At 64.8% G+C, this 21,822-nt stretch carries 28 protein-coding genes; 13 read left to right on the forward strand and 15 right to left on the reverse strand.

The window, feature by feature from the left end; genetic code table 11:
• Positions 1 to 11: 11 nt before the first annotated feature.
• The 9 genes from ACIGJE_RS02170 (at position 12) to ACIGJE_RS02210 (ending at position 5,049) form a co-directional block, all read left to right on the forward strand.
• Complete coding sequence (locus ACIGJE_RS02170; protein WP_483679199.1) at positions 12 to 830, forward strand: hypothetical protein; 819 nt, start codon at positions 12 to 14, stop codon at positions 828 to 830.
• A gap of 206 nt (positions 831 to 1,036) precedes the next feature.
• Complete coding sequence (locus ACIGJE_RS02175) at positions 1,037 to 1,783, forward strand: lysophospholipid acyltransferase family protein (RefSeq protein WP_483679201.1); 747 nt, start codon at positions 1,037 to 1,039, stop codon at positions 1,781 to 1,783.
• 32 nt (positions 1,784 to 1,815) lie between these two features.
• Positions 1,816 to 2,190, forward strand: a complete 375-nt coding sequence (locus ACIGJE_RS02180) for a hypothetical protein (RefSeq protein WP_367626648.1) — start codon at positions 1,816 to 1,818, stop codon at positions 2,188 to 2,190.
• A gap of 169 nt (positions 2,191 to 2,359) precedes the next feature.
• A complete protein-coding gene (locus ACIGJE_RS02185; protein ID WP_483679203.1) occupies positions 2,360 to 2,839 on the forward strand; it encodes an EF-hand domain-containing protein in 480 nt (159 codons plus the stop codon).
• A 44-nt stretch (positions 2,840 to 2,883) separates the two neighbouring features.
• Positions 2,884 to 3,429, forward strand: a complete 546-nt coding sequence (locus ACIGJE_RS02190; protein ID WP_483679205.1) for an RNA polymerase sigma factor — start codon at positions 2,884 to 2,886, stop codon at positions 3,427 to 3,429.
• Positions 3,422 to 3,775 carry a hypothetical protein gene (locus ACIGJE_RS02195; RefSeq protein WP_311934637.1) on the forward strand — a complete coding sequence of 118 codons (354 nt, stop codon included), beginning with the start codon at positions 3,422 to 3,424 and terminating at the stop codon, positions 3,773 to 3,775. Before ACIGJE_RS02190 ends, ACIGJE_RS02195 begins: the two co-directional genes overlap by 8 nt.
• Positions 3,768 to 4,211, forward strand: coding sequence for a hypothetical protein (locus ACIGJE_RS02200; RefSeq protein WP_311934636.1), 444 nt, complete (start codon positions 3,768 to 3,770; stop codon positions 4,209 to 4,211). The genes ACIGJE_RS02195 and ACIGJE_RS02200 overlap by 8 nt, the downstream gene beginning before the upstream one ends.
• Before the next feature lie 2 nt (positions 4,212 to 4,213).
• Complete coding sequence (locus ACIGJE_RS02205; RefSeq protein ID WP_311934635.1) at positions 4,214 to 4,669, forward strand: periplasmic heavy metal sensor; 456 nt, start codon at positions 4,214 to 4,216, stop codon at positions 4,667 to 4,669.
• A gap of 83 nt (positions 4,670 to 4,752) precedes the next feature.
• Positions 4,753 to 5,049: a GCG_CRPN prefix-to-repeats domain-containing protein gene (locus ACIGJE_RS02210; protein ID WP_311934634.1), complete on the forward strand. Its 297-nt coding sequence runs from the start codon at positions 4,753 to 4,755 to the stop codon at positions 5,047 to 5,049.
• 141 nt (positions 5,050 to 5,190) lie between these two features.
• On the opposite strand, the gene ACIGJE_RS02215 is transcribed toward ACIGJE_RS02210, so the two are convergent.
• Positions 5,191 to 5,808: an urease accessory protein UreE gene (locus ACIGJE_RS02215; RefSeq protein WP_415084777.1), complete on the reverse strand. Its 618-nt coding sequence runs from the start codon at positions 5,806 to 5,808 to the stop codon at positions 5,191 to 5,193.
• Between the two features lie 98 nt (positions 5,809 to 5,906).
• Positions 5,907 to 6,164 (reverse strand): DUF1272 domain-containing protein, encoded by a 258-nt coding sequence (locus tag ACIGJE_RS02220; protein ID WP_311934632.1) that lies wholly within the window; start codon positions 6,162 to 6,164, stop codon positions 5,907 to 5,909.
• A 207-nt stretch (positions 6,165 to 6,371) separates the two neighbouring features.
• Here ACIGJE_RS02220 and ACIGJE_RS02225 point away from each other — a divergent pair, with 207 nt between their 5' ends.
• Entirely contained in the window at positions 6,372 to 6,833 is a 462-nt protein-coding gene (locus tag ACIGJE_RS02225) for an Hsp20 family protein (RefSeq protein ID WP_311934631.1), read from the forward strand.
• Between the two features lie 69 nt (positions 6,834 to 6,902).
• Here ACIGJE_RS02225 and ACIGJE_RS02230 read toward each other — a convergent pair whose 3' ends face one another.
• Positions 6,903 to 7,385 (reverse strand): hypothetical protein, encoded by a 483-nt coding sequence (locus ACIGJE_RS02230; RefSeq protein ID WP_311934630.1) that lies wholly within the window; start codon positions 7,383 to 7,385, stop codon positions 6,903 to 6,905.
• A gap of 68 nt (positions 7,386 to 7,453) precedes the next feature.
• Positions 7,454 to 8,503 carry a GTPase ObgE gene (gene obgE / locus ACIGJE_RS02235; protein WP_311934629.1) on the reverse strand — a complete coding sequence of 350 codons (1,050 nt, stop codon included), beginning with the start codon at positions 8,501 to 8,503 and terminating at the stop codon, positions 7,454 to 7,456.
• A gap of 412 nt (positions 8,504 to 8,915) precedes the next feature.
• On the opposite strand from obgE, the gene ACIGJE_RS02240 reads away from it, so the two are divergent.
• Positions 8,916 to 9,938 carry a TIM44-like domain-containing protein gene (locus ACIGJE_RS02240; protein ID WP_415084780.1) on the forward strand — a complete coding sequence of 341 codons (1,023 nt, stop codon included), beginning with the start codon at positions 8,916 to 8,918 and terminating at the stop codon, positions 9,936 to 9,938.
• Positions 9,939 to 10,084: 146 nt separating this feature from the next.
• Here the strand turns inward: ACIGJE_RS02240 and betA are convergent, their stop codons facing one another.
• The 3 genes from betA to betI form a co-directional block, all read right to left on the reverse strand.
• Complete coding sequence (betA, locus tag ACIGJE_RS02245) at positions 10,085 to 11,743, reverse strand: choline dehydrogenase (protein ID WP_367626657.1); 1,659 nt, start codon at positions 11,741 to 11,743, stop codon at positions 10,085 to 10,087.
• Positions 11,744 to 11,863: 120 nt separating this feature from the next.
• Positions 11,864 to 13,327, reverse strand: coding sequence for a betaine-aldehyde dehydrogenase (gene betB, locus ACIGJE_RS02250; RefSeq protein WP_367626658.1), 1,464 nt, complete (start codon positions 13,325 to 13,327; stop codon positions 11,864 to 11,866).
• 137 nt (positions 13,328 to 13,464) lie between these two features.
• Complete coding sequence (betI, locus tag ACIGJE_RS02255; protein WP_311934625.1) at positions 13,465 to 14,097, reverse strand: transcriptional regulator BetI; 633 nt, start codon at positions 14,095 to 14,097, stop codon at positions 13,465 to 13,467.
• 47 nt (positions 14,098 to 14,144) lie between these two features.
• Here betI and ACIGJE_RS02260 point away from each other — a divergent pair, with 47 nt between their 5' ends.
• Positions 14,145 to 14,291: a hypothetical protein gene (locus tag ACIGJE_RS02260; RefSeq protein ID WP_415084783.1), complete on the forward strand. Its 147-nt coding sequence runs from the start codon at positions 14,145 to 14,147 to the stop codon at positions 14,289 to 14,291.
• 99 nt (positions 14,292 to 14,390) lie between these two features.
• The gene (locus ACIGJE_RS02265) at positions 14,391 to 14,603 is read left to right on the forward strand and encodes a hypothetical protein (protein WP_322433605.1); all 213 of its coding nucleotides are present in this window, start codon (positions 14,391 to 14,393) and stop codon (positions 14,601 to 14,603) included.
• Between the two features lie 132 nt (positions 14,604 to 14,735).
• Here ACIGJE_RS02265 and ACIGJE_RS02270 read toward each other — a convergent pair whose 3' ends face one another.
• From ACIGJE_RS02270 to ACIGJE_RS02305, 8 genes are all read right to left on the reverse strand, one after another.
• Positions 14,736 to 15,137, reverse strand: coding sequence for a F0F1 ATP synthase subunit epsilon (locus ACIGJE_RS02270; RefSeq protein WP_394311059.1), 402 nt, complete (start codon positions 15,135 to 15,137; stop codon positions 14,736 to 14,738).
• A 57-nt stretch (positions 15,138 to 15,194) separates the two neighbouring features.
• Positions 15,195 to 16,625, reverse strand: coding sequence for a F0F1 ATP synthase subunit beta (gene atpD / locus ACIGJE_RS02275; RefSeq protein ID WP_068294763.1), 1,431 nt, complete (start codon positions 16,623 to 16,625; stop codon positions 15,195 to 15,197).
• Between the two features lie 37 nt (positions 16,626 to 16,662).
• The gene (locus ACIGJE_RS02280; protein WP_483679209.1) at positions 16,663 to 17,067 is read right to left on the reverse strand and encodes an organic hydroperoxide resistance protein; all 405 of its coding nucleotides are present in this window, start codon (positions 17,065 to 17,067) and stop codon (positions 16,663 to 16,665) included.
• Between the two features lie 54 nt (positions 17,068 to 17,121).
• Positions 17,122 to 17,997 carry a F0F1 ATP synthase subunit gamma gene (locus tag ACIGJE_RS02285; RefSeq protein ID WP_483679211.1) on the reverse strand — a complete coding sequence of 292 codons (876 nt, stop codon included), beginning with the start codon at positions 17,995 to 17,997 and terminating at the stop codon, positions 17,122 to 17,124.
• Positions 17,998 to 18,026: 29 nt separating this feature from the next.
• Positions 18,027 to 19,553 (reverse strand): F0F1 ATP synthase subunit alpha, encoded by a 1,527-nt coding sequence (gene atpA, locus ACIGJE_RS02290; RefSeq protein ID WP_068294755.1) that lies wholly within the window; start codon positions 19,551 to 19,553, stop codon positions 18,027 to 18,029.
• A complete protein-coding gene (locus ACIGJE_RS02295; RefSeq protein WP_311934620.1) occupies positions 19,553 to 20,113 on the reverse strand; it encodes a F0F1 ATP synthase subunit delta in 561 nt (186 codons plus the stop codon). The genes atpA and ACIGJE_RS02295 overlap by 1 nt, the downstream gene beginning before the upstream one ends.
• 446 nt (positions 20,114 to 20,559) lie before the next feature.
• The gene (rpmF, locus tag ACIGJE_RS02300; RefSeq protein ID WP_068294749.1) at positions 20,560 to 20,745 is read right to left on the reverse strand and encodes a 50S ribosomal protein L32; all 186 of its coding nucleotides are present in this window, start codon (positions 20,743 to 20,745) and stop codon (positions 20,560 to 20,562) included.
• A gap of 168 nt (positions 20,746 to 20,913) precedes the next feature.
• On the reverse strand, positions 20,914 to 21,645 hold the full coding sequence (locus ACIGJE_RS02305) for a transglycosylase domain-containing protein (protein ID WP_311934619.1): 732 nt from the start codon (positions 21,643 to 21,645) through the stop codon (positions 20,914 to 20,916).
• Between the last annotated feature and the right edge of the window lie 177 nt (positions 21,646 to 21,822).

Genomic DNA, 21,822 nt, shown 5'->3' on the forward strand with positions numbered 1-21,822 from the left:
GAAGATAGATTATGTCATTTCTTGCACGAGCCGGCTATTTACTGGCGCTGGCGGCGGCCTTGCCGACCGCTGCCGCCGCACAAGACGCCCGGACTTTCCAATCCGTCGATGGCTCCTATACCTTCAACTATCCCTTGAATTTCGCGCTGGATCGCGAGTTCGCCGACGGAACCGGCGATGTGACGGGCGTGACCGCATCTTCGCCGGCGAACGGTGACGTCATCATCACCTTTCTCGGCCCGCGTGCTTTGGGAGATTTCAAGGAAGTGAGCGAGAAGACACGTCAGGAAATTACGGATGCCTTCACGAAGGCGATCGCGAATCTGCCTTTGATCAAGCTCAAATCCTCATCCATGACCAAGATGCTCGGACAGCCCGCCATCGACATGGTCTTCCAGAACGCTCGAATGCCTTTTGGCAAGGAGCGCCCGCAAATCAAACGCTATGTGTTCACGATCGCGAACGCCAAGGCGTACAATTTCGAGTGCATCTATCGCGAGGACAAGGCCGCCGAGTTCGCTCCGGCCTGCGATCTCGCCGTTTCCACGGTCCAATTGGCAGACGCTGCGGCGGCGAACATGTTGCCCACGGACGAGGATGATAAGGATGCTCCGGCGGCCGGAAGCTGCACCAAGCTTGAACTCAACAGGCGCGCCATGCAGGTGACGGATCTCACCTCCGACATGCTGATGAAGGATCAGTCGCCGGCGATGGTCGCCCGGGTCCGGAAGGCACACGATGCGGCGATGGCGATCGACGAGCGCGCCGGACAAAACCCATCAACGCAGGATTGCATGGACGTCGACACGATCATAGCAACACTGAAATAGCCCGCCGTACCGCGACAACTGCCATTCCCCTGGTCGCAAAAGTCGCGCGCGAGAGTTCCGCCAAGCAAGAGACATTTGCCTCGGGCAACAAAGTTTGCTCCCCCTCCCCCGAAGATGACAGTCCCTGGTCGACCGGCAATGAAGAGGGAGGCATCCGCCGTCAATTCTGCTATAGCCGCACCAGCATCCCTCGAATGATCCAGTTCATGCTCGTATTGCGCTCGCTCCTGTTCAACCTGGCCTTCTATGTCAACATCGTCCTGTGGATGATCCTGGCGCTGCCGACATTGCTGATGCCGCGCGCTGCACTGCTCTGGATCGTGAAGAACTGGGCGCGGGTGAATATCTTCCTGATGCGCCACATCGCCGGCATCACCTGCGAGATTCGCGGGCGGGAGAACCTGCCGCCCGGGCCGGTTCTGGTCGCCGCCAAGCACCAGTCGACCTGGGACATCTTCGCCATGTTCCTCGTCTGCGAGGATCCCTGCTACGTGCTCAAGCGCGAACTGATGTGGCTGCCCGTCTTCGGCTGGCTCGCCGCCAAGGCGCAGATGATCGCCGTCAACCGCGGCGCCCGCTCCAAGGCGATGAAGCAGATGAAGGCGGATGGTGAGAGCGAACTCGCCCGGGGCCGGCAGATCGTGATCTTCCCCGAGGGGACCCGCCGGGCGCCCGCCGCCGAGCCGGCTTACAAATATGGCGTGGTCTATCTCTACAGCGAGTTCGACGTTCCCTGCGTCCCGGTTGCCCTCAATTCCGGGCATTTCTGGCCGCGGCGCCAGTTCATCCGCCAGCCTGGCAGGCTGGTGATGGAAATCCTGCCGGCCATTCCGGCCGGCCAGGACAAGACGGTCTTCTTCGAGCGCCTCGTGAGCGACATCGAGACGGCGTCGGACCGGCTGCTTGCAGAGGCCCGCGGCCCCCTGGCAGCGGAACAAACCCGAATCGCTTGACGCCACGGCAAGCGATGTTCTAGATTTGTTCCATGACACAGATCGCGATTCGTTCTCGTTCATCGTCGCCCGAGCACCGCCTGTGCACGACGCTGGCCGCCTTGGGCCGCGATGCGCCGGCGGCGGCATCGCGCTTCCGTCGCTGGGTCGGCATATCAGGCCGTTCCTATCTGGTCTCGGTCTATCCGATCGCCCAATGCCCCGACTATGTCGATGCCGTCCTGATCGCGGTCGATGCAGGCGGTGCCTGTGTGTGGATCGGTGAGGCCGGCCAAGGCGGCGACGATCTCCTCGCCATGCTCGCGGCAGCAGCCGGGGCCGGCGCCTGCGAAGTCCACGTGCATCTCCTGGCCGGGGATCCGGCAGCGCGGGCGGCAGCCATTCGCGATCTCGACGGCCGGCACTGAACGCCCACCTGTCGCAACACGCCCTTGCGAGACGGCTTGTCTCCGTCAGATCGCAAGGTGTTTCGGACCGCAAACTTCTTTGCCGCCCGACCGACGGATTTTCCTGGCCCCGCCGTTCAAATGGCGTCCCTCGCGCTGCTATCCGCGCGATCTGTCCCAGGAGATGCCCATGATCGGCCGTTCGATCCTTGCCTTGATGCTGGCCTTGCCGGCCGCAGCCGCTATGGCACAGACGACGCAACCGGCGCCGTCCGAGACCCCGGCCGCCCAGGCCCCCACTCCCCAGGCCCCCGCTCCTCAGGCCCCCGCTCCTCAGGCCCCTTCACAATCCAACGCACCGGCCAAGGTCGGACTCAGCCTTGCCGAATTCCAGGCCCGCCGCGAGAAGGCCCTGATGAAGGCGGATACCGATGGCGACGGTAAGATCAGCCTGGCGGAATGGAGCGCCTTCCAGACCAAACGAAACGCCAAGACCGACCCGGCCAAATCCTTCGTTCGCCTCGATACCAACAAGGACGGCTTCCTCGACAAGGCCGAACTCGACGCCTTCTTCGCCAAGCGTTTTGCCCGGCTCGATGCCAACAAGGACGGCGCGCTCGCCCGCGAGGAACTGCCGGGCCACAAATCGGCTGCCAAACCGGCGCAATGATGCTGGACCATGGCCCTCGATGAGTCCCGGGAGTGCGCCTGGCCATGGTGTCCGATCCAGACGAGGAGTTGGTGCGCCGGATCGGTTCGGGCGACGATGCCGCCATGCAGGCCCTGGTCTCGCGCAAGCTGCCCCGGCTGCTCGCTTTGGCGCGCCGCATGCTGGGCGATGCCGCTGAGGCCGAGGATGTCGCGCAGGAGACCTTCCTGCGGATCTGGCGCAATGCGGCGCGCTGGCGGCCCGGCGCAGCCCGATTCGACACCTGGATCCATCGTGTCGCGCTCAATCTCTGCTATGACCGCCTGCGCCGCCGCAGGGAGTGGACAGGCCTCGATCTACCCGAATTGGCCGCCCCTGTGGACCATCCGGCGACCAGCGGGATCGAGGAGGCCGGCGACCATGTCGAGCGAGCCTTGCAGGCCATTGCTCCGCGGCAGCGGGAAGCCATCGTCCTGACCTACTATCAGGCGATGTCCAATATCGAGGCCGCCGCGGCCATGGAAATCAGCGTCGAGGCGCTGGAGAGCCTGCTTGCCCGCGGACGCCGTTCTCTGCAATCGCTCCTGATCAGGAAGGCCGACCATGACTGAAGCTCCCTTCGCGATGAGTGCAGAGCGTTTTGCGGCCCTCGCCGCCGCCTATGGCGCGGTGATGGAGACCTGGCCCGCATCCGAGCGTAGCGCCGGGCGCGCCTTCGCGCTGACACCGCAGGGCCGGCATATTCTCGCACGGGCCGGCCGCCTCGACCTGGCGCTGCGCGGCATCGAGGAACATGGCTGCATCCGCCTCCAGGCTGCAGGACAGGGCAATGCAGCCGCTCCCACTCCCCAAGCCCGGACAGCCGCCGGCCTCCCGCAGCGCCTCGCAGCACCCGTCCGCCGGTCCCGTTCGGACAAGCTTGAAGCCCTGCTGTCAGGGAGCGGCTCCCATGCCTGACCGACCCACACCAATGGATGCCAGGCGTTTTGCCGCCCTTGCCGACAGCCATGGCAGCCGCCTGCAGCACTGGCCGGAAGCCGAACGGGCTGCAGCCATGGCCTTTGCGTCGAGCGCCGAGGGGCAGGCCATCCTGCAGGCTGCCGCCCAACTCGACGCCATGCTGGATCGCTATGCGGTCCCGTCCCCAACCGCCGATCTTCATGCACGGGTCGTGGCGGCCGGAACCGCCAGCCTCGCTCCCCGCCGCCGGACCCGCCGCTGGTGGCTCGGCCTCGGCCTCGCAGGCGCCGGTCTTGCCGGCGCCCTGGCGGGAACCCTGGCAATCGCCCTGCTCGATGCGCCGACAAGGACAGAGCATCTCGGTCTGGGCGCGACGGTCACGGCTTTCGGAGACGCCGGGCCTGATACCGAGATCAGCGAGGAAGGATCGTGATCATGGCCGGCGCGCGCGTCCCCCTCATCGTCTCGATCGCCCTCAACATTTTCCTGGCCGGGGCGATCGCCGGCGGCATCGTCTGGTTCGAGGCGCGCAGATCCGTCCCGCGTGCCTCGCTGCAGGCCCTGGGCAACCAGCTTCCGGCGCCGGAACGCGATGCCTTCTACAAGACCCTGCGCGAGGCGCGCCATCAGGCGCGGCAGACAATCCTCGACGGACAGCAGGCTCGGCGCGATGCCGCCGCCCTATTGCGGCAACCGACACTGGATGCTCCGGCCCTGCTTGCGGCCCTGGAACGCGCCCGCATCGCCGATTCCGCCATGCGGGCCGGACTCGAACAGCGCATCGTCGAATTCGCGGCCACGAGTTCGCCGGCCGATCGCGCCATCCTGGCCGAAGGGCTGAGCCGCTATATCCACGCGCCGCCGCCACCGCCGAAGAAATCCGCTCAATAGCGACGGATTTCCCTGCGGACTGCGTTCAAGCTCGCAGGAGGCCACGCCGGCCTTCCGCAAGCAGTATCCGGTGGAGTTCCATCATGAAGCGTATCATTCAAATCGCCGCCATCGCCACGCTCGGCCTGCCCGGCCTGGCCGCCACGACCACAGGCGCCTCGGCCATGCCGCTGGCTGCCTCCAACCCGGCCTCCGCGCCCTTGGTGCAGCAGGTGGCCTGGGGCTGCGGCCCTGGCTGGCGTCCCAACATCTGGGGGCGCTGCGTGCCGCAATATCCGGTCTACAGCTATGGCTGGAGCCGCCCCGTCTACTATTACGGCTGGGGCGGCGGTTACGGCTGGCATCGCCCCTATTACAGGCACGCCTGGCATCGCTGGTAGACCGAGCTGCGACAGGCTGATCGCTCAAAGCACCGGGTCCGGAAGCGGATCCGGTGCTGCAAATCCTGCCGTCGCATCCCATTTTCCGAAAATGGCGCTCGCTTTCCGGCGCCATACTCCCGGCCGTAGCCCGCTCGCCGCTCAGTCGTGGCCGTGCTTGCCGTGATGCCCGTGCTCATGGTCGTGCCCACAACCGCAAGCATCACCATGGTCATGGTGATGGTGGTCATGGTCGTGACCATGCTCATGCCCGTGATCATGGTGATGATGATGGTCGTGCTTGTGATCATGGCCGTGATGATGGCCATGATCGTGTCCATGCGCGTCGTGGCTGTGATCCCCGCCCTCCGGCTGGAACGGCCCTTCGATCGCCACGACCTTGGCGCCGAGCCCCTTGAGGACTTCGGCGATCGCGGCATCCTGGCGGATGCGCAGCCATTTCGCCCCGATCTCGGTTTCGCGGTGGCGGTCGCCGAGATGCCAGGCCAGACGCATCAGGTGCAGGGGGTCGCGGCCCTTGATCTCGAGCAGGGGCTCGGCCTCGGCCACGATCTCGATCAGCCGGCCGTCCTCCAGCCGATAGGCATCGCCATGGGCAAGCGCTGGCACCTCGGCGAGGTCAACCAGGATATCGAGGCCACCCACCGTCTGCACCACGCCCTGGCGCTGGCAGCGATCCTCGAAGGTCAGCACGACACTGTCGGCAATGGACTTGGCTTCGACCTCGCGGGCCGGCACGAAAGAATGGGCGTGAAGCATGGATGTTTCCTGCAGGGGTCTCACTGCCTCATATAGACTGCTTCGCGCCGATGTGCAGGGGCGAAATCGTCGCCGGGCTGGCGAATGACGCCGGCGGCTCAAGCCGCATCGCGCCTGGCAAGACAGTCGCCGTCCCGCAATACGCGCTCCGTCGAAGGCGGATATTTGGCCAGCAGGGCGGCAGGACGGACCGGCCGGCGCACGAGGTCGCCGCCGCAATTGGGGCAGGTGCCATCGAAGGCATTCGCCGCACAATCGGCGCAGAAGGTGCACTCGAAAGTGCAGATCATCGCGTCACGCGCATCGGGAGGCAGGTCCCTGTCGCAGCATTCGCAATTGGGGCGCAGTTTCAGCATGACTCACCTGGAGAACGGCCTGGAACCAGGCCATCTTGCGCGATCGGACGCTCAAGACAAGCCCGATCAAGAATCGCCCCCCACCCCTTGAAACCGCCGAAACCCGCACCAAATCATGGTTTGTGCAGGCCCGGACGGGATGCACATGTCAGCTCCGGCCAGATGGCGGAGCATTTCAACGGCTTGTCGCTTCAAAGGAGGATAGCCATGCGTCAGTTTGATTTTTCGCCCCTTTACCGTTCCACCGTTGGTTTCGACCGCCTGTTCTCGGCGCTCGATCAGGTCGCCGGCGTCGATGCTTCGGCCACCACCTACCCGCCCTACAATATCGAGCGCACCTCGGATAACACCTACCGCATCTCGGTTGCCGTCGCCGGCTTCGCCGAGAGCGACATCGCCATCGAAGTGAAGGAAAACTCCCTCACCATTCGCGGCGAGAAGTCCGAGAGCAAGGAAGCCAGCAAGGGTGAGATCCTGCATCAGGGTATCGCCGCCCGCGCTTTCGAGCGCCGCTTCCAGCTCGCCGATTACGTCCAGGTGACGGGTGCCAGCCTCGAGAACGGCCTGCTCCATGTCGATCTTGTCCGCGAGATCCCGGAGGCCAAGAAGCCCCGGCTGATCCCGATCAATGGATCGGCTCCCCGGCAGGTTGAAGCCAAGGCCGCCTAAGCCAACAGGATAGAATGGAAAGTCAGGGCGCTCCGGGAAACCGGGGCGCCCTTTGCGTTGGGTGCTTCCTCAGCACCCCGGCGCGATCTGGCGGTAGCGGCACCAACCCGGCGTCAGCTGCCCCCTCGAATTGAGCGGGTAGGCGTAGCTTCCGGGCGTTCGCAGCGCCGGGGGCGGCACGGTAAGCGGGACGATGCGGGGCACCGGCTTGATTTGCGTCTGCTGCAGCGGAGGCATCGGCCTCAGGGCCTGTCGTGCCGGCAATGCCGCACCACTGCCCCGCAGCGGCACCACGGCGACGATCTTGCCGCTCTGGTCGTCGACGGTCACGCGTACGCGCCGATGCTTGGCGTCGACGGCAGCTGCGTAATAGAAATTGAGGTCATGGGTCACGCCGCCGATGCCGGAATAGCCGGCCTGCGTCATCACCCGGATCGCAGCCTTCGGCGTCAGCGTATCGGCAAGCGCGGGCATGGCCACGACCAGGGCCGCAAGCGCCAGGAAGGCTCCGGCCAACAGGCGCGACAGCACTGTCGTCTTGCTCAAGGCCATTGCTTCAACTCCTGCCCCCATCCGACAACTCAACACCGATCAGAGCCGAAAAGTTCACAGCGATCTGGTCAGGGTTGCCAGGTATTGTTCTTTTCCAAAACCGGTTTTTCGATGATGGCGTCGGCGGCCTTGGCCGCACCGATCACCTCGAAAAGCTGGCGCAGGGCCTCCTGCACGCCGGCACCGGAGATGGATGACAGGATGATCGGCGTCTTCTTCGCCGCCCGCTTCAGCCGCGCCACCTGTTCCTTCAGCAGTTCGGGCGAGAGCGAATCCGTCTTCGACAGCGCTACGATCTCCGGCTTGGTGGCCAGATCCCCGCCATAGGCGGCCAGCTCGTTGCGGATGATCTTGTAGGCCTTGCCGGCGTGCTCGCAGGTGCCGTCGACCAGATGCAGCAGCACGCGGCAGCGCTCGACATGACCGAGGAAGCGGTCGCCGAGGCCGTGCCCCTCATGGGCGCCTTCGATCAGGCCGGGAATGTCGGCGAGCACGAATTCGCGCCCGTCAACCCGGACGACGCCGAGGCCAGGATAGAGCGTGGTGAAGGGATAGTCGGCGATCTTGGGCTTGGCGGCCGTCACCGTGGCCAGGAAGGTCGACTTGCCGGCATTGGGCAGGCCGACCAGGCCCGCATCGGCGATCAGCTTGAGGCGCAACCAGATCGTCTTCTCCTCGCCCGGCAGGCCGGGATTGGCGCGGCGCGGCGCCTGGTTGGTCGAGGTCTTGAAATAGGCGTTGCCGAAGCCGCCATTGCCGCCCTTGCAGATCAGGGCGCGCTGGCCGACCTCGGTGAAGTCGGCGATCATGGTCTCGCCGTCCTCCTCGTAGATCTGGGTGCCGACCGGCACCTTCAGCACCACGTCGGGCGAATTGGCGCCAGTGCGGTTGCGGCCCATGCCATGCATACCGACGCGCGCCTTGAAATGCTGCTGGTAGCGATAGTCGATCAGCGTGTTGAGATGGTCGACGCATTCGGCCACGACCGAACCGCCCTTGCCACCGTCGCCGCCGTCGGGGCCGCCGAATTCGATGAATTTTTCGCGCCGGAAGGACACAGCGCCCCCACCGCCATCGCCGGCTTTGACGTAGATCTTGGCTTGATCGAGAAACTTCATGGCTCGGTTCTAGTCCTCATGGAAGATGGTCAAGCCAGATCCGAAACGAGGTCTCTCGGCCAATTCTCCCGCTGCGCAAGCCGAACGGCCCACGCCCACACTGTCGATGCTATCTAGCTGATGGCGCTGACATAGTGCCTTTGCGGGTAAAAAGCGAGGGATTTCATATAGACCGCTCTGCCCTGCGGTCGAGAGCGACTGCCCCCGGTGGCGCCGGTTTTGATGGTCTGCCGCCGTGCCGGCGGCAATGATTACAGGAAATACACTTGCATCGCCCCCGCCACGCCCCCACATTCCGGACGCGGGCCGGGCCCCTCTGACGTCGCGCTTGATGCGCACGTGATGTCGGACCGCTGAAAAAGGGCCCGTTCGCAGACATCGAAGCGGGCAACAGCAAGATAGGTTGCCGATCATGCGCTTCAGCAAGACTCGTCTCTTTTCCCTGGTCACCGCCCTGTCCCTGGCGTTTACGCTGGCGGCGGTGGATCTGTCCGAGGCCCGCCGCGGCGGCAGCATCGGCAGCCGTGGCGCGCGCACCTATGATTCCGTGCCGGCCACCCGCACGGCGCCGGACCAGGCTGCCCCGGTCCAGCGTTCGATGACCCCCAATCCCGGCCCGAGCGCGACGCAGCCCGCTTCGCCGCTAGCGCAAGGCGCCGCGCAGCAGCGGCCCGGCCTGTTCGGCGGCGCCGGCGGCCTGATGCGCGGCCTGCTGGTCGGCGGCCTGATCGGCGCGCTGCTGGGCTATGGCTTCGGCGGCCTCGCCGGCATGCTCGGTTTCCTGCTGCAGGCCGCCCTGATCGCCGTGATCGCCTTCTTCGCGATCTCCTGGTGGCGTTCGCGCCGCACGCCGGCCGCTGCGACAGCAGGTGGGCCGCAAATGTCGCGCGGATTCGGCTTTGACAACCAGGGCTTGGGCAATCAGGGCCTGGGCAATCAGGGCTTCAACCGCGACGCGCAGCCGACCACGAGCGGCCGCACCGGTTTCTTCGGCCTGTCGTCCCCGGCGGCGGCCAGCCCTGCCCGTGGCGAGGCCTTGGAGACCACGCAGGCCGATCTCGATACCTTCGAGCACCGGCTGACCGAGGTCCAGGATGCCTTCGCCAAGGAGGATCACGCCGCCCTGCGCCGCCTGACGACACCTGAAATCGTGTCCTACTTCTCCGAAGAACTGGCCGACAACGCCAAGCGCGGCGTCCGCAACGATGTGCGCGACACACGCCTGCTCCAGGCCGACATTGCCGAAGCCTGGCGCGAGGGCGATGAGGACTATGTCAGCGCCGCTTTCCGCTACCAGTCGGTCGACGTCCTCAGGGACCGTACCACGGGCGCAATCGTCGAAGGCAAGGACGAGCCCAGCGAAACGACCGAGATCTGGACCTTCGTGCGGCGCAAGGGTGAAGACTGGAAGCTGTCGGCGATCCAGGAAGCCTGACGCTTGGAGTCCCTGTCGGGCTGGTCTTCAGGCCAGCCCGAGTAGCCATGGTTCCAACTGCCATGTCCCCGCCCGGGCTTTGGCGGAGCTGAAGACCCGGCGCCCTTTGCCGCGCTTTGCATCAGCCGCCGTGATGCCCGGCTGGCCTATCGCTGCTTCGTCTGCCAATCCTTGGCCTGATAGACCGGCGCGTTGGAGGGCGCCAGCAGCGGCTTGCCGAGGATGTGGTCGGACGCCTTCTCGCCGATCATGATCGAGGGCGCGTTGAGGTTGCCGTTGGTGATCAGCGGGATGATCGAGGAATCGGCGATGCGCAGATTCTCCAGACCCACCACCTTCGTCTCGAAATCCACCACCGTCATCGGATCGGCCGGGTCGCCCATCTTGCAGGTGCCGGACGGGTGGAAGGCGCTTTCGACATGCTGGGCGATGAAGGCATCGATCGCCTCGTCCGAGGTGACGTCGGCGCCGGGCGAGATCTCGCGGCCGCGATAGGGCTCGAAGGCCTTCTGCTGGAAGATCTCGCGGGTCAGCCTGACGCAGGCCCGCATCTCCGTCCAGTCGTCGGGGTGGCTCATATAGTTGAAGCGGATCAGCGGCGCCTCGCGCACATCGCGCGATTTCAGGCGGATATGGCCGCGGCTCTTGGAGCGCATCGGCCCGACATGGGCCTGGAAACCATGCTCGGAAGCGAGCGAATTGCCGTTGTAGCTCACCGCCATCGGCAGGAAGTGATACTGGATGTCGGGGTAGGGAATGCCGGCGCGCGAGCGGATGAAGCCGCAGCTCTCGAAATGGTTGGTGGCGCCGAGGCCGTCCTTGCGCAGCAGCCACTGCACACCGACCATGCCCTTGGCGATCGGGTTGGTGACGGAATAGAGGGTGATCGGCTGCGTGCTCGCCATCTGGAAATAGAATTCGAGATGGTCCTGCAGATTCTCGCCGACGCCGGGCAGATCGTGCACGATGTCGATGCCGAAGCCCTTGAGTTCGGCCTGCGGCCCCACACCCGAGGCCTTCAGCAGCTGGGGATCGTTGATCGGCCCGGCCGCCAGGATCACCTCCCGCCGCGCCACCACGCGCTTGAGCACGGAGCCCTGCCAATATTCGACGCCGACCGCCTTCCTGCCCTCGAACAGGATACGGCTTGCCAGCGCATGCGTCTCTACCGAGAGATTGGCCCGTTTCATCGCCGGCTTGAGATAGGCATTGGCCGTGGACCAGCGCCGGCCCTTATGGACCGTCATGTCCATGCGGCCGAAGCCTTCCTGCTGATAGCCGTTCACATCATCGGTGGCCGGATAGCCGGCTTCGACGGCCGCATCGATGAAGGCCTGGTAGAGCGGGTTGGCGAGCTTGCCATAGGAAGTCTTGAGCGGGCCGTCGGCGCCGCGATATTCGTCCCCGCCCTCCTCGCGCCCTTCCGCCCGGCGGAAATAGGGCAGCACGCCGGCGTAGTTCCAGCCCCGCGCGCCTGCGTCCTGCCAGGCATCGTAGTCCAGGGCATTGCCGCGGATATAGACCATGCCGTTGATCGAGGAGGAACCGCCCAGCACCTTGCCACGCGGGGTGTGCAGGCTGCGTCCTCCCAGCGCCGGCTCAGGCTCGGCATGGTAGCGCCAGTCATAGCGCGGCGAGTTCATCGGGATGGAGAGCGCGCTCGGCATCTGGATGAACACCGAGCCGTCACTGCCGCCGAACTCGAGTAGCTTGACGCGATGCGTGCCATCCTCGGTGAGGCGGTTGGCCATCACGCAGCCGGCCGAGCCGGCGCCAACGATCACATAGTCGAATGTTTCGGTCATGGTTCAATCCCAGGGTGCGCGGACGTCTCGTCCGCTCGTCCCATCCTGCAATCGTCGCGTTTCCAGGTGCGGACGCCGGGACATGCCGGCATGTCGCTGTGACGTCTGCGTTCCCAGAGCTCAGTACGGCGCCTCGATGTCGCCCAGGGCGACGTAGACGCTCTTGATCTGGGTGTAGTGCTCCACCGCCGCGCGCGAATTCTCGCGCCCGAGGCCGGAGAGCTTCACCCCGCCGAAGGGCAGCTCGATCGGCGTGACGTTGTACTGGTTGATCCAGCAGGTGCCGGCCTCGAGATTGGCGATGACGCGATGACCGCGGGAAAGGTCGTTGGTGAACACGCCGGCCGCCAGGCCATATTCGGTGTCGTTGGCGCGGGCGACGACCTCGTCCTCGTCGTCGAAGCTCAGCACCGTCATCACCGGGCCGAAGATCTCCTCGCGCACGATGGCCATGTCGTCCTGGCAGCCGTCGAAGATGGTGGGGGCGACGAAGGCCCCCTTGGCGAGCGCACCGGTGGTGACGCGATGGCCTCCGGTGAGCAGCTTCGCCCCTTCTGCCTTGCCCTTCTCGACATAGGACATCACCTTTTCCAGGTGCTCCTGGCTGACGAGCGCACCGACATGGGTGTTGGGATCGAGGGGATCGCCGATCACCATCTTCTCGACCCGCGCCTTGAGCTTGGCGAGGAAGGCGTCCTTCACCGATTTGTGCACGAAGACGCGCGTGCCGTTCGAGCAGACCTCACCGGCCGAATAGAAATTGCCGAGCAGGGCGCCGGAGACGGCATTGTCGAGCTTGGCGTCCTCGAACACGATCAGGGGCGACTTGCCGCCGAGTTCGAGCGTGACATGCTTCAGCGTCTTGGCGGCATTGGCCATGATGATGCGGCCGGTGCCGGCCTCGCCCGTCAGCGAGATCTTCTTGATGGCAGGATGGGCGACCAGTGCCTTGCCGACGCGGGCATCGCCCTGCACCACGTTGAAAACGCCATCCGGCAGGCCGGCTTCCTTGAAGGCCTCGGCGAGATAGGGCGCGGTCAGCGGCGTCACCTCGGAGGGCTTGAAGATCATGGCGTTCCCACAGGCGAGCGCCGGGGCGGATTTCCAGCAGGCGATCTGGATCGGGTAGTTCCAGGCGCCGATACCGGCGACGACACCGAGCGGCTCGCGGCGGGTATAGCCGAAGGCAGACGGGCCGAGATCGACATGCTCACCGGTGAGGGTGGCGGCGATGCCGGCGAAATATTCGAGGCAGTCGGCGCCCGACAGCACGTCGACGGCGATGGTTTCCTGGATCGGCTTGCCGGTATCGCGCGTCTCGATCTCGGCCAGCGCCGCATTCTTCTCGCGCAGGATGTCGGCGGTGCGCTTGAGGATGCGGCCGCGCTCGGCGCCCGTCATGCGCGACCACACCTTGAAGCCGGCCTTGGCCGCCTCGATCGCCCGCTCGATGTCGGCATCGCCGGCCTGCTCGACCTCGGCGATGGTCTCGCCGGTGGCCGGATCGACCGAGGGGAAGGTCTCGCCCGAGGTGGCGTCGACGAAGGCGCCGCCGATATGGTTCTTCACAACGCCGTAGCGCATTTTTCAAACTCCCCGCCTGGAAGGGCCGCCGCTTGTTCGGAGCCGTTTTCCGCTTTTCGATATGAACTCAACTTCCAAATGCAAGCCGGCGCCCTCGCCTCCGGCCAATCCTCGGCGCCAACTCCCGGCGCCTGACCTCAGCGGCTGAGGCCGAGCAGCATGAACTGACTGTCGACGAAGCCGGTCGCCACACTCCTGGCCATGCGGCCATCCGGATCATTGGCAAGGGTGGCGCGCAGCCAAAGCCCGTCGATCATCGCGGCGATGGTCTCGGCCAGCGCCCGCGCCGGCTCCGGCCGCAGCACCGGCAGCAGCGCATGGGCGAGATTGCCCGCGATGCGGCGATGATAGGCCCGCTGTACCCGGGCAAAGCGCGGCGAATGCGGCACCTGTCCCCAGAAAGCCAGCCAGACCGTGCCGATGCGCCGTTCGAACTGGCTGACCCCGAGCATCGTCTCGATCACCGCCTGGACACGAGCCCGCGGCGTAGTGGCGTCGCGCAGGCGGGCTGCGGCCCCCCGCGACAACTGCCGGGCGAGATGACGCAGGGTCGCTTCCAGGAGCCCGTCCTTGTCCCCGAAATAGAAGGAGACCAGGCCGGTGGAGACGTCCGCGCGGCGGGCAATCTCCGCAATCGTCGTGGCATTGAAGCCGAGTTCGCCGATCGCCTCGATGGTCGCTTCGATCAACTGCCGACGCCGCACATCTCCGGCGTCGACGCGACGCAGACGGATCGGGCGTTGGTTGGTTGAGGTGAGTTGAGCGGCCATGGCCAATACAATATTTTGAACGTTCAATCAGTCAAGAGCCGATCGCCATGCCGACGCCGATTCTTGGCGGCGATCGGAACTGGAGACCGGCGTCGATCCCCTTTCCATTTTCCTGCGAAGGCGGCATGCTGGCGTGCGACGAGCCCAAGCGTTCGCGATTTGCGGAATCACAAAAAATCGCCAAGGCGCTCTAGCCAATCCGGTGGATTGGCCTGAAAACAAGGAGCTGGAGCACATAAGCGCTCAGTCATGAGCGCGCTTTGCTCCAGGAATCAGACGGGAGGAACAACCGGATGCGCGACAAGTCGACCGAAGGCCAACTCGTACCAGGGCTTAATGTCATCGAGACGACGGAAACGGATAATGTCCTGCGCTGGGATGGCCATATGGTCTATGTCGAGCACAAGGTCTTCCATAACGGGCAGGTGGTCCACGAGCGCTACAAGCGCCGCGTCACGACCGAAGTCGCCAAGGCCCTGCTGACCACGATCCAGCTGAACGGCTGAGCGAAGCGCGAATGTCGTCGCACCATGCCGGGCATGGTGCGATCTTCGCTTTGCTGCGATCGTGGCTTTCCGCCCTCGCAAAAACAAAAAGCGCGCCGAAGCGCGCTTTTCAGAACGAAAGGATGAGCGAACTCAGCTCAGCGCCTTCTGCAATTCCTTGATCTGGCCGAGCTTGAGATCGGCCAGGGCCTTGGCGGCATCGTCGACAGCGGCCTGGACTGCAGCCTCGGCGGCGGCGATTTCCTGGCTCAGCTTATCGGGCGTCAGTTCCTCGATCGGAACGGCCTGCTCGGCAAGGATGGTGAGGCCCTGCGGATTGACATCCGCGAAGCCGCCGCGCACGAACAGATGACGAGACGAGCCGCCGGCGGTTTCCTTGACCACGATGATGCCGGGCCGGATGGTCGACATCACCGGAGCGTGCTGGGACAGCACCTCGAAATCGCCTTCGCTGCCCGGCACGACGACGGATTCGACAGGGCCGGAGAACAGCAGCTTCTCAGGCGTGACGAGTTCGAATTGGAAGCTGGCCATCGATGCGGTCCTTGATTTCCAGAAGAGGGGCGCCTGGCGGCGCCCCCATTAGCCTTGTTACGCAGCCTCGGCGGCGAGGCGCTTGCCCTTTTCGACGGCCTGCTCGATGGTGCCGACCATGTAGAAGGCGGCTTCCGGCAGGTAGTCGTACTGGCCTTCCACGATGCCCTTGAAGCCCTTGACGGTGTCCTCGATCGGAACCTGCACGCCGTCCGAGCCGGTGAACACCTTGGCGACGTCGAAGGGCTGCGACAGGAAGCGCTCGACCTTGCGGGCGCGGGCCACGGTGAGCTTGTCCTCTTCGGACAGTTCGTCCATGCCGAGAATGGCGATGATGTCCTGCAGAGACTTGTAGCGCTGCAGGATCTGCTGGACCGAACGAGCCACCGCATAGTGTTCCTCGCCGACCACGGCCGGGGAGAGCATGCGCGAGGTGGAGTCGAGCGGGTCGACCGCCGGATAGATGCCCTTTTCAGCGATCGAGCGCGACAGCACGGTCGTGGCGTCCAGATGGGCGAAGGAGGTGGCGGGCGCCGGGTCGGTCAAGTCGTCGGCCGGCACGTAGATGGCCTGCACCGAGGTGATCGAGCCCTTGGTCGTGGTGGTGATGCGCTCCTGCAGCGCGCCCATGTCGGTGGCGAGCGTCGGCTGATAGCCCACGGCCGAAGGAATACGGCCGAGAAGCGCCGACACTTCAGAGCCGGCCTGGGTGAAGCGGAAGATGTTGTCCACGAAGAACAGCACGTCCTGGCCCTGGTCGCGGAAGTTCTCGGCGACGGTGAGGCCGGTCAGAGCGACGCGGGCGCGGGCACCCGGCGGCTCGTTCATCTGGCCGAACACCAGGGCACACTTCGACTGGATGCCCTTGGGGTTGTGCGGATCGTCGTTCACGCCGGCTTCGATGAACTCGTGATAGAGGTCGTTGCCTTCGCGGGTGCGCTCGCCGACGCCGGCGAACACCGAGAAGCCGCCATGGGTCTTAGCGATGTTGTTGATCAGCTCCTGAATGAGCACGGTCTTGCCGACGCCGGCGCCGCCGAACAGGCCGATCTTGCCGCCCTTGGCGTAGGGAGCCAGGAGGTCGACGACCTTGATGCCGGTGACCAGGATCTGGGCTTCGGTCGACTGCTCGGCAAAGGTGGGCGCCGCAGCGTGGATCGGGCGAACGCCGTCACCGTTGACCGGACCGGCTTCATCGATCGGCTCGCCGATCACGTTCATAATGCGGCCGAGCGTGGCATTACCGACCGGCACGGCGATCGGGGTGCCGGTGTCGGTGACTTCCTGGCCGCGGACCAGACCTTCGGACACGTCCATGGCGATGCAGCGCACGGTGGATTCGCCCAGATGCTGGGCGACTTCCAGCACGAGGCGCTGGCCGTTGTTGGTGGTCTCAAGCGCGTTCAGAATCTCGGGCAGATGCTCGTCGAACTGCACGTCGACGACGGCGCCGATGACCTGCACAACGCGTCCGGTCTTGTTGGCCATGGGGTTCTCCAAAAGTCTCTTCTATACTTGAAACGGATCAGACGACGGTCAACGTGACCGGCACGTTGTTGCGAGTCGCCCGGGAATAGGGGCAGATCTGGTGGGCTTCTTCGACCAGCGCCTTGACGGTGGCAGGATCGGCGCCGGGAACATGGACCTTCAGCTCTACCGCGAGAGCGAAGCTGACATCGTCCTTGCTCAGGGTGACCTGGCAGGTGATCTTGGCCGTGTTGCCATCGATGCCATGCTTGCGGCCCAGCGCCACGATCGCCTGGCCATAGCAGGCCGAATAGCCCAGCGCGAAGAGCTGCTCGGGGTTGTGGCCTTCGCCATTGCCGCCCAGCTCCTTGGGGAACGCCATGGCGAGCGCCAGCCCGCCATTGTCGAGAATCGCACGGCCTTCACGGCCACCCTTGGTCGAGGCAGAAGTCGTATAAGACATCACGAATCTCCTTGTTCCCATATGCGATCGCGGCCTGCAAAGGCCGCAAACGCCTTAGAGTGCTTCCGCACCCGAGATGATTTCGATCAGTTCCTTGGTGATCATCGCCTGGCGCGTGCGGTTGTAGGTGATCGTCTGCTTCTTGATCATCTCGCCGGCATTGCGGGTGGCGTTGTCCATGGCGCTCATCTGCGCTCCATAGAAGGAGGCATTGTTCTCGAGCAGGGCGCGCAGCACCTGCACCGAGATGTTGCGCGGCAGGAGATCGGCGAGGATGGCGCCCTCGTCCGGCTCATAGTCATAGGCAACCTTCTGCGCGCCTTCCTGGACGACCGGCACTTCGGCCGGGATCAGCCGCTTGGCGGTCGGGATCTGCGAGATCACCGACTTGAAGGTCGAATAATAGAGCGTGCAGACGTCGAAGGCGCCTTCGGCGTAGAGCTTGCGGATCTTCGCACCGACCTGATCGGCATGCTCGAAGCCGAGCTGACGAACGGAGCGGAAATCGACCAGCTCGATGATGTGCTTCTCGAACTGGCGCTTGAGCACGTCAAAGCCCTTGCGCCCAACGCACAGGATCTTCACCGTCTTGCCCTGGCCGAGCAGCGCCGTCGCCTGCTCGCGGGCAAGGCGGGCGATCGAGGTGTTGAACGCACCGCACAGGCCACGTTCGCCGGTGCAGACCACCAGCAGATGGGTCTGGTCCTTGCCGTTGCCCGCCAGCAGCGGCGGGGCCTGGCGCGGATCGGCGATCGAGCCGGCGAGATTGGCCAGCACGGCGTCGATGCGTTCGGCATAGGGACGCGCCGCCTCGGCCGCCGTCTGGGCGCGGCGCAACTTGGCGGCCGCGACCATCTGCATGGCCTTGGTGATCTTCTGCGTCGCCTTCACCGAGGCAATGCGGTTTCTAAGGTCCTTAAGCGATGCCATCGCTTCGCCTTCCTATCAGTGCTTGCGGATCAGGCGAAGGTCTTGGCGAACGCCTCGACCTGGTCCTTGAGCTTGGCGGCAACGTCGTCGCTGAGATCACCGGAAGAACGGATCGCCTCGAGGATCGAGCCCTCGGCGCGCAGCTTGGCGAGCAGACCCGTTTCGAAGGGCTTCACCTTGCTGACCTCGATCTTGTCGAGATAGCCGTTGACGCCGGCGTAGATCACCACGACCTGCTCTTCCATCTTCAGCGGCGAGAACTGGCCCTGCTTCAGGAGCTCGGTCAGGCGGGCGCCGCGGGCGAGCAGACGCTGGGTGGTGGCGTCGAGGTCGGAGCCGAACTGGGCGAAGGCGGCCATTTCGCGATACTGGGCGAGCTCGCCCTTGATCTTGCCGGCAACCTTCTTCATCGCCTTGGTCTGCGCCGAGGAGCCGACACGCGACACCGACAGACCCACGTTCACGGCAGGACGGATGCCCTGGTAGAAGAGGTCGGTCTCGAGGAAGATCTGGCCGTCGGTGATCGAGATCACGTTGGTCGGAATGTAGGCCGACACGTCGTTGGCCTGGGTTTCGATGACCGGAAGGGCGGTCAGCGAGCCGAGACCGGCATCCTTGCCCATCTTGGCGGCGCGCTCGAGCAGGCGGGAATGCAGGTAGAACACGTCGCCCGGATAGGCTTCGCGGCCCGGCGGGCGGCGCAGCAGCAGCGACATCTGGCGATAGGCGACGGCCTGCTTGGACAGATCGTCATAGATGATCACGGCATGCATGCCGTTGTCGCGGAAATATTCGCCCATGGCGCAGCCGGCGAACGGCGCCAGGAACTGCATCGGGGCCGGGTCGGAAGCGGTCGCGGCGACGACGATCGAGTAGTCGAGCGCACCGTTCTCTTCCAGCACCTTGACGAACTGGGCAACGGTGGAGCGCTTCTGGCCGACGGCGACGTAGACGCAATAGAGCTTCTTGGTCTCGTCGTCGCCCTGGTTGAGCGGCTTCTGGTTGAGGATGGTGTCGAGCGCCACGGCGGTCTTGCCGGTCTGGCGGTCGCCGATGATCAGCTCGCGCTGGCCGCGGCCGATCGGGATCAGGGCGTCGATGGCCTTCAGGCCAGTAGCCATCGGCTCGTTCACCGACTTGCGCGGGATGATGCCGGGCGCCTTGACGTCCACGCGGGCGCGGGTATCAGCCTGGATCGGGCCCTTGCCGTCGATCGGGTTGCCGAGGGCGTCAACCACGCGGCCGAGCAGGCCCTTGCCGACCGGCACGTCCACGATGGCGCGGGTGCGCTTGACGGTGTCGCCTTCCTTGATCTCGCGGTCGGAACCGAACAGCACGATACCGACATTGTCGGTTTCGAGGTTCAGCGCCATGCCACGCACGCCGCCAGGGAACTCGACCATCTCACCGGCCTGGACGTTGTCGAGGCCATAGACGCGGGCAATACCGTCACCGACGGAGAGAACCTGACCGACTTCGGAAACTTCGGCTTCCTGGCCGAAATTCTTGATCTGGTCCTTCAGAATGGCGGAAATTTCTGCGGCGCGGATGTCCATCAGCCGACCTCTTTCATGGCGATCTTGATCGATTGGAGTTTGGTCTTGAGCGAGGCGTCGATCATGCGGCTACCGATCTTGACGATCAGACCGCCGATCAGGCTCGGGTCGACCTTGACGTTGAGGGAGATGTCCTTGCCGGTCGCGCTCTTGAGCGAGTCCTTGAGGACATTGAGATTGTCGTCGGAGAGCGGCTGGGCCGCCGTGACTTCGGCGCTCGCCTGTCCGCGCGCCTTGGCGACCAGCGCGGTGAAGGCGGAGATCATGTCGCCAACCGCGAAGAGGCGGCGGTTATGGGCGGCAAGCTTGATGAAATTGGCGGCAATACCACCGATACCGGCGCGCTCGAGCACGGCCGTTACGGCTTTGGTCTGCTCTTCGGAGGAAAAGACGGGGCTGCGGACGAGGCGCTTGAGATCGGCGCTTTCCTCGACGAGGCCATTGAAACGGCCAAGATCGGCTGCAACGGAATCGATGGCGTTCTGCTCACTGGCGAGCTCGAACAAGGCATTGGCATAGCGGCTTGCCATGCCGGATACGATCGGTTCTTCCCCTGCCACCGCGTGTCTCTCTGCTGAAACCACTTCGGGAGAACAGCAGTCCAGCCGGGATTCCCCGCACCCGACCGCCCAACCCCTTGGCGGATATGTTGAATTTCCTCACGGTTGCAGGAAGGACAAGGTCCCGCCCCTGCAACACGAGCGCTCACCTAACACACAGGCTTGGCCGACGCAACAAGAGGGAAACACCGAAAACGCGGCGAAAAAACCTCAATCCACCGGCAGAACCCGCCCCGTTTGTCACGGTTCTCGAATGAGAGCGGCGAGGACACCTTCCGCCATCCCGGATCGGAGGTCGGATTCGGCCACACGCCCGCGCGTCAGGTCCCGTGTTTCAGTGCACGAAAAGTTCCGGGCCCCGCCCCGGCGCCCGTACTCAAGACAAACAAAAGGGCCGGCAATCAGCCGGCCCGGACGAGATGCCGCGCGGAGAACCGCGCGCAATCTCAGGCGTCGGACTTCTGGGTCAGGATCTGGCGGCCGCGATACATGCCGGTCTTCAGATCGACATGATGCGGACGGCGCAGTTCGCCCGAATCCTTGTCCTCGACATAGGTCGGGGCCTTGAGGGCATCAGCGGAACGGCGGAAGCCGCGCTTCATGCGGGAGGTTTTTCGCTTCGGAACAGCCATTGGGGTATCTTCTTCGTGGCGTGCGGATGCCGTGACAGTCACGACAGGCCGATGACAAAATCGATTGAAGGCGCAGCCTATACAGGAAGAGAACTCAGGAAGAAAGAGGCTGGTGAGAGATTCTTTCGTCCGGGAAATAGCGCGGCCGGGACCGCGGAGCTGCAGACCTTATCTCACACAGTCGAAATAGCCGGACGAGTTGCGGGCGCGGTTGACGATCAGGCCCGCCAGGTTGCGCAGGCGCCGCGTCGGCGAGCCGGCGCTGCGGCGGATCGGATTGGGCAGCACCACCGCGAGCTGGGCCGCCTCGCGGGCATTGAGCCTGGAGGCCGGCTTCTTGAAATAATGCTGGGCTGCCGCCTCGATGCCGTAGATGCCGTCTCCCCATTCGGCCACGTTGAGATAGACTTCCAGCACGCGCTTCTTCGACCAGACCAGGTCGGTCCACACGGCCAGCGGCACCTCGAGCGGCTTGCGGGCGAAGGTCGGCAGCGGCCACAGATAGAGATTCTTCACCGTCTGCATCGCGATGGTGGAGGCGCCGCGCGAAGGGCCCTTTTCGCCGCCGCGTTCCAGCACGTCCGCGATGGCGCCGAAATCGACACCCCAGTGACGGCAGAACTGGCCATCCTCGGAGGCCATCACCGAGAAGCGGGCGACCGGCGCGATGTTTTCGATCGGCGTCCAGCGCCGGTCGACGGCTTGGCCGGTGAGATAGCGTCCCAGCATGGGCAGCGAGATCGGCGGCACCACCGTATAGAGGATGGTGAGCACCACGGGCAGGGCCGCGAGCCCGATCGCAACCATGACGAGGCGCCGCCATAGCGTGCGCGAGCTTCTCCTGACGGCCATTGCAACCCCAAGTTCCGGCCTGTCTTCGGGCGCTGCCGCGTCAGCCATCACCCCTGCCCGATCCCTCGTTTCACGCCTCGTCATAGCGCAAAGCGCCAGCCAGCGCACCCGGCTCGTCGCGAAGAGGTGGTGACGACCCGCCCCAGCACGACGGCTGCAGTTTTCATCCGAAGGAAATGCGGAGTGTCGGCCTCCTGGCCGACATCGTGAAAAAACGTGCTCGTC

This window comes from Labrys sp. E2SS-1L, from assembly GCF_057073705.1.